At 70.0% G+C, this 3,408-nt stretch carries 3 protein-coding genes and 1 pseudogene; 2 read left to right on the forward strand and 2 right to left on the reverse strand.

The genetic code is table 11. From position 1 onward, the window contains the following. Positions 1 to 592: pseudogene (locus A9X00_RS28525) on the reverse strand (protein translocase subunit SecD); the annotation flags it as partial. Between the two features lie 70 nt (positions 593 to 662). After that, a complete protein-coding gene (gene yajC / locus A9X00_RS28530) occupies positions 663 to 1,001 on the reverse strand; it encodes a preprotein translocase subunit YajC (protein ID WP_066935371.1) in 339 nt (112 codons plus the stop codon). A 161-nt stretch (positions 1,002 to 1,162) separates the two neighbouring features. On the opposite strand from yajC, the gene gabT reads away from it, so the two are divergent. Further along, a complete protein-coding gene (gene gabT, locus A9X00_RS28535) occupies positions 1,163 to 2,512 on the forward strand; it encodes a 4-aminobutyrate--2-oxoglutarate transaminase (protein ID WP_067161541.1) in 1,350 nt (449 codons plus the stop codon). Between the two features lie 131 nt (positions 2,513 to 2,643). Continuing rightward, the coding region (locus A9X00_RS28540; RefSeq protein ID WP_156772345.1) for an AMP-binding protein at positions 2,644 to 3,408 on the forward strand (765 nt) is incomplete at its 3' end.

Here is a 3,408-nt window from a genome sequence, read left to right on the forward strand (position 1 = left end):
GGTCCTGCGGGTAGGGCCGCGGTTGCGGGCGCGCCGCCGGCTGTGCCGGTGGCGCCGGCTGCGCGGGCGGCTGGGGCTGCGCCCCACCGGGCGCGGGCTGCTGGGGCTGGGCGCCACCCGGCTGGCCGGGCGCCGGCTGGCCGGGCGCCGGCTGCTCGGGCGGGGGCCCGCCCGCGGGCGCCTGGGCCGGCGGCTTGGGCTGGGCGGCCTGCGCCGGCATCGAGTTGAGCACCGGCCGGATGTACAGCCGCGCGGTCTGCCCGAGGTTGCGGGCCTCGCTGCCGTCGCTGCCGGGCACCGTGATGACCAGGTTGTCGCCGTCGACCACGACCTCCGAGCCGGACACGCCCAGCCCGTTGACGCGCGCGCTGATGATCTGCTGCGCCTGCGCCAGCGCCTCCCGGCTCGGGCGCGACCCGTCGGGGGTGCGCGCGGTCAGGGTGACGCGGGTGCCGCCCTGCAGGTCGATGCCGAGTTTCGGCGCGGCTTTCTTGTCGCCCGTGAGGAATACCAGCAGGTAGACGCCGACCAGCAGCAGCAAGAACACCGACAGGTATCGGACAGGGTGCACCGGCGCCGAAGACGATGCCACTTTCCTCGTATCTCCTTGAGAATCGGTTTCTTGCCCCGGCAGAGCCTAGAAAAGCCTACGTGCCCCCGGCCTATCGGCCCGGGTCGGTCAGCCCGTCGGATTCCTCCAAGTCGTCGGCGGCGTCGTCGTCACCGAGCTCCGACGGCTCCTCGGGCAGGATCTTGTCGCGGATGGCCAGCTTCATCCACGTCGTGACCACACCGGACGCGATCTCCAGGTCGACGGTGTCGTCGGTGATGGCGACGACGGTGGCCTCCAGCCCGGACGTGGTGTGCACCCGGTCCCCGGGACGCAACGAGTCGTGCAGGTCGATGGTGGCCTGCATCGCCTTCTTCTGGCGGCGCCCCTGCAAGTAAATGAAGCCGACCATGATCAGCACGAACGGCAAAAACATGACCAAACTATTCATTGCGCCTATCTTTCGTATTCGCCCGTTCCGGGGCTCGAAACGACCAGTAACGGCCAGTCTGCCAGCACCCCGGGTGGCCAACGACTGGCCCCGCTGACTCGCAGTGAACCAGATAGGCTTGACGCGCGACGTGACACGCGCGCCGCGGTGAGGAGGACGTCGTGGCCAGCCTCGAGCAGACTCGCCAGCTGGTCACCGAAATCCCCGGTCCCACATCGCTGGAACTCAACAAGCGCCGCGCCGCGTCGGTGTCGCACGGCGTCAACGTTTCGCTGCCGGTCTTCGTCGCGCGGGCCGGCGGCGGCATCGTCGAGGACGTCGACGGCAACCGGCTCATCGACCTGGGTTCCGGCATCGCCGTCACCACGATCGGCAATTCGTCGCCCCGGGTGGTCGACGCGGTGCGCGCGCAGGTCGCCGACTTCACCCACACCTGCTTCATGGTGACGCCGTACGAGGAGTACGTCGCCGTCGCCGAGGAGCTCAACCGGATCACCCCGGGCTCCGGCGAAAAGCGCTCGGTGCTGTTCAACTCCGGCGCCGAGGCCGTCGAGAACGCCATCAAGGCCGCGCGCGCCTACACCCGCAAGCCCGCCGTGGTGGCGTTCAACCACGCCTACCACGGGCGCACCAACCTGGCGATGGCGCTCACCGCCAAGTCGATGCCCTACAAGAGCGGCTTCGGGCCGTTCGCGCCGGAGATCTACCGCGCCCCGCTGTCCTATCCCTACCGGGACGGCCTGCTAGACAAGGAACTGGCCACCGACGGCCAAAAGGCCGCCGAGCGGGCCATCAGGGTCATCGAAAGCCAGGTCGGCGCGGACAGCCTGGCCGCCGTCCTGATCGAGCCGATCCAGGGCGAGGGCGGATTCATCGTCCCGGCCGAGGGCTTTCTGCCCGCCCTGCTGGACTGGTGCCGCCGCAACGGCGTGGTGTTCATCGCCGACGAGGTGCAGACCGGGTTCGCGCGCACCGGCGCGATGTTCGCCTGCGAACACGAGGGCCCGGCGGGCCTGGAACCCGATTTGATCTGCACCGCCAAGGGCATCGCCGACGGGCTGCCGCTGTCCGCGGTGACGGGACGCGCCGAGATCATGGACGCCCCGCACGTCGGCGGTTTGGGCGGCACCTTCGGCGGCAACCCGATCGCGTGCGCGGCGGCGCTGGCCACCATCGCGACGATCGAGAGTGACGGGTTGATCGAGCGGGCCCGGCAGCTGGAGCGGCTGATCACCGAACCGCTGTTGCGGCTGCAGGCGTCCGACGACCGGATCGGTGACGTTCGTGGCCGCGGCGCGATGATCGCGGTAGAGCTGGTGAAGTCCGGCAGTTCGGACCCCAATCCCGAACTGACGGAAGCGCTTTCGAAGGCGGCCCACGCGGCCGGGGTCATCGTGTTGACGTGTGGGATGTTCGGCAACGTCATCCGGCTCCTGCCGCCGCTGACCATCAGCGACGAGCTCCTGACCGAGGGCGTCGACACCCTGACCCACCTCCTCGGCGACCTTTAGCGCGGTGTGCAACATCACACCCACGGCGGGCCCGTTTTGGAATACCGTTAGTTTTGCTAACGTTTTAGGGATCAGCGCAACGTCGCGCGGCCCAATCACTTGAAGTACTTACGCGTTAAAAGGGAATCGTTATGTCGACTACTACAACTCAGGAACAGTGGCTCGCCCGCCGCGTCGACGACCTCACCGCCAACGACGCCCAGTTCGCCGCCGCCCGACCGGACCCGGCCGTCGCCGAGGCCCTTGAGCAGCCTGGACTGCGACTGCCGCAGATCATCCAGACCGTGCTCGAGGGTTACGCCGACCGCCCGGCCCTCGGACAGCGCGCGGTGGAGTTCGTCAAGGACGCCGCGACCGGACGCACGTCGCTGCAGCTGCTCCCCCGCTACGAGACCGTCACCTACGGCGAGCTGCGCGACCGCGTCGACGCGCTGACCCGCGCCCTGGCCCACGACGCCGTCCAGGCCGGCGACCGGGTGTGCGTGCTGGGCTTCAACAGCGTCGACTACGCCACCATCGACATCGCGCTCGGCATGATCGGCGCCGTGTCGGTGCCGCTGCAGACCAGCGCGGCGCTCGCGCAGCTGCAGCCGATCGTCGCCGAGACCGAGCCGGTCGTGATCGCGGCCAGCGTGAACCAGCTGCCCGACGCCGTCGAGCTGATCCTGAGCGGACCGGCACCGGCCAAGCTGGTCGTGTTCGACTACCACCCCGAGGCCGACGACGAGCGCGAGGCCGTCGACGCTGCCCGGGCGCGGCTGGCCGGCACCGCCGTCACCGTCGAGGCCCTGGCCGACCTGCTGGAGCGCGGGACCGCCTTGCCCGAGGCGCCGCCGGCGGCGCCGTCCGACGAGGAGCCCCTGGCCCTGCTGATCTACACCTCCGGCAGCACCGGC

It is taken from the genome of Mycobacterium sp. 1245805.9 (assembly GCF_001672915.1).
Lineage (GTDB): Bacteria > Actinomycetota > Actinomycetes > Mycobacteriales > Mycobacteriaceae > Mycobacterium.

Coding starts and splice junctions, on each gene's coding strand:
- yajC (WP_066935371.1), bottom strand. CDS start 1,001: ATGAATAGTTTGGTCATGTTTTTGCCGTTCGTGCTGATCATGGTCGGC.